Genomic DNA, 5599 nt, shown 5'->3' with positions numbered 1-5599 from the left:
CTGGAAGGTGAGAATCGGCTTGATGGTGGTGCCGTGGTGGGCGTCCGCGACCGCGGTGTCGATATCGGAGAAGGCATAGGTCTTGCTGATCTTTTCGATCGGGAACTTGCCCTCGGCGTGCCACTGCAGAAGCTGCGGAATGAACTTCTGCGGATCGCCACTGCCCTCGATGCATCCGCGAACAGCCTTGCCGTTTCCGGTCAGATGGCCGATCTCGAAGTCCATGCTGGCCTCACCGAGTCCGACGAGCACCAGGGTGCCCATGGGGGCCAGCGCTTCCAAGCCCTTGGCGATGACGGCATTCACGGCGGTGGTGTCGAGTGCGAAGTTCGCGCCGCCATTGGTGGCCGCCACGATCTGCGCGACGACATCGTCGGCCGCGCCGTCGATGGTGACGTCCGCGCCCAGCTCCTTGGCCACGGCCAGGCGGTCCGCGGAGAGGTCGATGGCCACAATGGTCCCCGCGCCGATGGCCCGGGCCGCCATGAGCGCCGCCATGCCGACGCCGCCCACGCCGAAGATGGCGATCGAGTCGTTCGGGCCCGGCTTCATGACATTGGCGACCGCGCCGGCGCCGGTCTGCACACCGCAGCCGAACGGGGAGGTGGCGACCAGGTCGACATCCTTGTCCACGACCACGATGCTGCGCGCCGACACCAGCGCGTGGGTGGCGAAACTCGACTGCCCGAAGAACGCGCCCATGACGCGCTCGCCATTGTTGCTCAGCGGCGAGGTGAAATCTGAGCGGCCGCCCGAGGTGTTCAGAATGACGAAATTCTCGCAATAGGGCGGAAGCCCGTTGGCGCATCGAGAACACGTGCCGCAACTGGCGTAGGTGAGCAGAACATGGTCGCCCACCTCGATTCCGGTTACCTCCGAACCGATCTGCTCCACGATGCCCGCGCCCTCGTGCCCGAGGACGATCGGCAACTCGGCGGGAAATACGCTCTTGGAGACCAGGTCGGTGTGGCAGACCCCGGTCGCGACGATGCGCACCAGCACCTCGCCCGGACGGGGTTCCTCGAGGCTGAGGGTCTCCATCGAGAAGGGCGCGTCGGCTCCTCGGGCCACCGCAGCGGTAATTTCCACGGAATCTCCTTCCAAGACATCCCAATTGTCGGGAGCATAAGAACGTGTTCCAGTTTACGGCCATCGACGATCCCGCTCAGCGGTTCCGTGAGTGGCCTCGTGAACGGCGGACCTGTAGGCCGCCACGGATTCCGGACTGTTCGCCCGGTAATAGCTCTCGCCTCAACCCCCTGTGGTCAAATGCAATCGCCGGTCACCGGGTCGTGATCTGAAGCACCCGGCAATGGGTCGGCAATTCCCGCATTCTCAGCTTTACCTCCACGATGCAACAGCACGATGAGCGAGGGGTTGATGAGCAGGCTCCGAATTGGCACGTGGGGGGTCGCGGTCGCCGTCGTCACGGTCGGATTCGTCGCACCGGGTACGGCTGCCGCGGACGTCACGGTGCCATTGCCCAACGGATATATCGAGGGTCCGGGGGTCAAGATCACGAGTGTCGGTGAGCGCGCGATCATTTCGCCGTCGCTGGCCTCCAACGGCGCGGGCCGGACCTCGTGGGTGACGGGCAATGTCACCGCCGAGGTGGAGACCCTGGAGGGGGATGTCGGTCCCAACAACGGTCCGCTGAATTTTCCCGGCACCAACAACTCGGGAACGCACGGATCGTCCAACCTCACCACCGGCTACATCGTCGGCTGCCAGGTCGCGCTGGGGCAGTTGAGCGCGAACGCCGCGGTCCTGGTCAGCTCCACGCCCAGCCTGACCGGCGGATTCAGCTTCCCGCTCTCACCGGGCCAGGTGCAGTGGGTCGCGGTCAACAACATCGAGTTGGTCAAGAGCGGCACCTACACCATCAACTATCAGGACATCCCGATGGAGATCCAGGGCTGCGGCGGTTACGCGCAGGCCCGCCAGGTCTCCGTGGTCGAGATCATCGGTATCGATTACCACAAGGTCACCCTCTACGGACAGCCGTTCAGCATCGGCTGACGAGTCCACTCCGAAGGAAGGGATCGTATGTACGGCAAGGGAATTCGTGCCCGGAGCGGGCGGATCCTGGGGGTGGCGCTGGCTGCGGCGGCGGGTCTGTCCGGGTTCGGCCCGGCCGCTCCCGCTCGTGCCGACACCTTCATTCCGCTCCCGGGGGGCTCCATCACCCGGCAGCTCGCCGACGGCACCAACCTGACGGTCCGGATCACCGGGGAGTCGGCCAAGATCAGCGGATCCATGGGATCCACCCCCGTGCATCGCAATGTCTGGACCACGGCGGTGGCCAGCATCGACCTCGACGGCCCGAGCGCCTCGAACTCGACGCTCAAGATCAGTCCCGGCTACATCGTGGGCTGCCAGGTCGACATCAGCGGCATCAGCGCGAACAACGCCGGCGGCCAGGCCTACATCCCGGACACCAGCCTGCAGACCCTGGGCACGCTGGGCCTCAGCGAGCAGATGGGCAGCGGCATCACGCTCGGACCCGGTCAGGCCGTCGCGCGCCCGATGCTCGATCTGGAGCGACCCGACGACTACGGCCAGGAATCGCACAAGCGCTACAACAAGGTTCCGGGTCCGCACGCCAGCGTGAGCTGGACCGATGAGACCTTCTCGATGGACGGCTGCGGCGGGTACGCCCAGGCGCGGGCGTTCGTCGCGGCAGAGGTCGACACCGCCACCTTCATCGGTAACCTGGTGCTCTACGGTGAGCCGTTCACCATCGGCTGACATATATCTTCGACGCCTCGCTGAACAGCGCATTCATCGCATTCGGTGGATGGCCGGACTCCGCGTTTCCGCGGTCGCTACTATCGACCGAAAGCGGGGCCCGGCTTCTGGCCGGTCGGTGATCGACAGCAACGCGGATGTGAAGGGACGGAGCGGCATTGCAAACCGGGATGTGGCTTCTGATCATTCTGGTATTGCTGCTGGTCGGATTGGCCTTGGCCTCGACCTATCGCCTCGTCATGCTGCGTCGCGGCGGCACCGCCGCCCTGCTGCGGGTGCTGCCCGCGCGCGGACATGGCGGCGGCTGGCGGCACGGCCTGATCCGCTACGACGAGGACACGCTCCTCTTCTACAAACTCTCCAGCCTGAAACTCGGCCCGGACTCCACCATGCGGCGGCTCACCATCGAGGTGGGCCCGCGCCGCTCCCCGGCCGACGACGAGTACGACATCATGACCGACGAGGTCATCGTCATGGTGTCCGACGGTGACGGCAACTACGAGCTGGCCCTGGACCGCGGCGCCATGGCGGCCTTCCTGTCCTGGGTGGAATCGCGCCCGTCCGAGCGCATCCGCCGCCGCCGCGCCGGATAGCCCGACACCGAGAGCGATAGTGTGACCCTGTGAGCGTTCACTTGACGCGGATCTACACGCGGACCGGCGATGACGGCACTACCGGACTGAGCGATTTCTCGCGGGTGGCCAAGACCGACCCGCGGCTGATCGCGTATGCCGACTGTGACGAAACCAATGCGGCGCTCGGGGTCGCCATCGCGCTCGGTCAGCCGGACACGCGGATTCTGACTGTGTTGCGTTCCATACAGAACGACTTGTTCGACGCGGGCGCGGACCTCTCCACCCCGGTCGTCGCCGACCCCAAGTACCCGCCGCTGCGCATCACCCAGGACTACGTCGACCGCCTGGAGAAGTGGTGCGACGAGTTCAATGAGCCTCTGCCGCCGTTGAATTCGTTCATCCTGCCCGGCGGCACCCCGCTGGCCGCGCTGCTGCACACCGCGCGCACCGTGGCGCGACGCGCCGAGCGCGCGGCCTGGGCCGCGGTGGCCGCGCACCCGGACGACACCAACGTGCTGCCCGCCAAATACCTCAACCGCCTGTCCGACCTGCTGTTCATCCTCGGCCGGGTCGCCAACCCGGACGGCGACATACTGTGGCGGCCGGGCGGAGACGCCGCGAGCGCGGGAGAGGACCACTAGGCTGACCCCCGTGAGTGAACGGTTTCTGGTGACCGGGGGCAGCAGGCTCGTCGGTGAGGTCGCGGTGGGCGGCGCGAAGAACAGCGTCCTCAAGCTGATGGCTGCCGCGTTGCTGGCCGAGGGTACGACCACCATCACGAACTGCCCGGACATCCTGGATGTGCCGTTGATGGCGGACGTGTTGCGCGGTCTCGGCTGCGATGTGGTCATCGAGGGCGGCACGGTCCATATCGCGACGCCGCCGGAACCGAAGTACCACGCGGACTTCCCGGCGGTCACCCAGTTCCGCGCCTCGGTGTGTGTGCTGGGTCCGCTGATGGCGCGTTGCAAGCGGGCCGTGGTGGCGCTGCCCGGCGGTGACGCGATCGGTTCGCGTCCACTCGACATGCACCAGCAGGGTCTGCGGTTACTCGGCGCGACCTCGGAGATCGAGCACGGCTGCCTGGTGGCCCGGGCCGAGGAGCTGCAGGGCGCGCGGATCCGGCTCGACTTCCCGTCGGTCGGCGCGACCGAGAACATCCTCATGGCCGCGGTGCTCGCCGAGGGCGAGACCGTCATCGACAATGCCGCGCGTGAGCCGGAGATCGTGGATCTCTGCAACATGTTGAACCGGATGGGCGCGAAGATCGCCGGCGCCGGCACCTCGGTGCTGACCATCCAGGGCGTGGAGAAGCTGGCCCCTACTACCCACCGGGTGATCGGTGACCGCATCGTCGCCGCGACCTGGGGCATCGCCGCCGCCATGACCACCGGTGACGTGCGGGTGACGGGCATCAACCCCAAGCACCTGTCCCTGGTACTGGACAAGCTGCGCTCCGCGGGCGCCCGAATCTCGTTCGAACCGGATGGTTTTCGCGTGGTGCAGGCGGATCGCCCTCGCGCCGTGAACTTCTCGACCCTGCCGTTCCCGGGTTTCCCCACCGACCTGCAGCCGATGGCCATCGGCCTGGCCGCCATCGCGGACGGCACCTCGATGATCACCGAGAACATCTTCGAGGCGCGCTTCCGTTTCGTCGAAGAGATGATCCGGCTCGGCGCGGACGCCCGCACCGACGGGCATCACGCTGTGGTGCGCGGTATTCCGCGACTGTCCTCGGCGCCGGTGTGGTCCTCCGACATTCGGGCCGGCGCGGGTCTGGTGCTCGCGGGTCTGGTGGCCGACGGTGTCACCGAAGTCCACGATGTCTTCCACATCGACCGGGGTTACCCGTCTTTCGTGGAGAACCTGCGCGGGCTCGGAGCGGAAATCGAACGCGTCGGAACCTCCGACTGAACGGCCGGTGTCGGGACGTGTTCACGAAAACCCGTCCTGAACAGGCGATTTGACATGCGAACAACCAACACGTAACTTATTCCAGGTCAGAGCGACACGGACACCGACCCGGAGCCCAAGGGCTTAGGGAAACGAGGTAGTACGAGGAGCGCCTGATGATCACATTAGCTTCGACCGACCGGCGGATTTGGTTCTGCTGTAAGGGCTGAGTTAAGCTTCAACAGCAGCCTCACCGACAAGCGGGACGAAAGTTCCGGGATGTTGGTGTGTGCGTGTGTTCTTTGAGAACTCAATAGTGTGTCGATGAATGTCAGTGCCAAATATTTTATTTGGTTCCAATCATTCTCACCCCCGTGAGGGTG

6 protein-coding genes are annotated in these 5599 nt (G+C 65.8%); 5 read left to right on the top strand and 1 reads right to left on the bottom strand.

Features of this window, described 5'->3' with window-relative positions; genetic code table 11:
• Window positions 1–1089, bottom strand: a 1089-nt coding sequence (locus ACFV4K_RS34475) for an NAD(P)-dependent alcohol dehydrogenase (RefSeq protein WP_379280504.1), incomplete at its 3' end; no start/stop codon positions are given.
• Between the two features lie 291 nt (window positions 1090–1380).
• On the opposite strand from ACFV4K_RS34475, the gene ACFV4K_RS34470 reads away from it, so the two are divergent.
• The 5 genes from ACFV4K_RS34470 (at window position 1381) to murA (ending at window position 5237) form a co-directional block, all read left to right on the top strand.
• Complete coding sequence (locus tag ACFV4K_RS34470) at window positions 1381–2019, top strand: MspA family porin (protein ID WP_379280502.1); 639 nt, start codon at window positions 1381–1383, stop codon at window positions 2017–2019.
• A gap of 27 nt (window positions 2020–2046) precedes the next feature.
• Window positions 2047–2748, top strand: a complete 702-nt coding sequence (locus tag ACFV4K_RS34465; RefSeq protein WP_379280501.1) for an MspA family porin — start codon at window positions 2047–2049, stop codon at window positions 2746–2748.
• A 170-nt stretch (window positions 2749–2918) separates the two neighbouring features.
• On the top strand, window positions 2919–3341 hold the full coding sequence (locus tag ACFV4K_RS34460) for a DUF2550 family protein (protein ID WP_379105680.1): 423 nt from the start codon (window positions 2919–2921) through the stop codon (window positions 3339–3341).
• Between the two features lie 29 nt (window positions 3342–3370).
• The gene (locus tag ACFV4K_RS34455) at window positions 3371–3964 is read left to right on the top strand and encodes a cob(I)yrinic acid a,c-diamide adenosyltransferase (RefSeq protein ID WP_379280499.1); all 594 of its coding nucleotides are present in this window, start codon (window positions 3371–3373) and stop codon (window positions 3962–3964) included.
• 10 nt (window positions 3965–3974) lie between these two features.
• Window positions 3975–5237: a UDP-N-acetylglucosamine 1-carboxyvinyltransferase gene (gene murA / locus ACFV4K_RS34450; protein WP_357289633.1), complete on the top strand. Its 1263-nt coding sequence runs from the start codon at window positions 3975–3977 to the stop codon at window positions 5235–5237.
• Window positions 5238–5599: the final 362 nt, after the last annotated feature.

Source organism: Nocardia sp. NPDC059764 (assembly GCF_042732555.1).
GTDB lineage: Bacteria > Actinomycetota > Actinomycetes > Mycobacteriales > Mycobacteriaceae > Nocardia.
Note: the sequence above shows the minus strand (reverse complement) of the source record. Positions and strands in the feature narration are given on the sequence as shown.

What these genes read in the sequence shown, in the direction of transcription:
- ACFV4K_RS34465 (WP_379280501.1), top strand. Translation starts at nt 2,047, where the DNA reads ATGTACGGCAAGGGAATTCGTGCCCGGAGCGGGCGGATCCTGGGGGTG.
- ACFV4K_RS34460 (WP_379105680.1), top strand. Translation starts at nt 2,919, where the DNA reads ATGTGGCTTCTGATCATTCTGGTATTGCTGCTGGTCGGATTGGCCTTG.
- ACFV4K_RS34470 (WP_379280502.1), top strand. Translation starts at nt 1,381, where the DNA reads ATGAGCAGGCTCCGAATTGGCACGTGGGGGGTCGCGGTCGCCGTCGTC.